Annotated in this window: 1 protein-coding gene; it reads right to left on the bottom strand. The window is 26.1% G+C overall.

Features of this window, described 5'->3' with window-relative positions; genetic code table 11:
- Positions 1-28 precede the first annotated feature (28 nt).
- Complete coding sequence (locus ACFIN0_RS09945) at positions 29-154, bottom strand: hypothetical protein (RefSeq protein ID WP_375702476.1); 126 nt, start codon at positions 152-154, stop codon at positions 29-31.
- Positions 155-261: the final 107 nt, after the last annotated feature.

Here is a 261-nt window from a genome sequence, read left to right as displayed (position 1 = left end):
TTAGAGCATCTAAGCTACGATAATAAGGTTAAACTTCTTGATCTCCTTTCTTCATTTTATCAAGATAAAAAAGAATAAACTCTCTTTTTTCATCTTCTGTCAATTTATCCCATAGTTCTAATATTTGCGTATTAATTGACCATTTTTCATCCATTTTTTCCACTCTAAAAAAATATAAAATAAAAAAATAACCATTTTGGTATTGACTTTAAATTACCGTTTTGGTATCAAATATCCCATATCTTAGAAAATAACCATTGC

The sequence above is a fragment of the Bartonella sp. AA89HNZF genome, assembly GCF_042196905.1.
In the GTDB taxonomy this organism is placed as follows: Bacteria; Pseudomonadota; Alphaproteobacteria; order Rhizobiales; family Rhizobiaceae; genus Bartonella.
The sequence above is the reverse complement of the archived record's forward strand: the minus strand, read 5'-3'. Positions and strand labels throughout refer to the sequence as shown.

Excerpts from the sequence above, each read along its gene's own strand:
- ACFIN0_RS09945 (WP_375702476.1), bottom strand. The coding sequence starts at position 154 with ATGGATGAAAAATGGTCAATTAATACGCAAATATTAGAACTATGGGAT.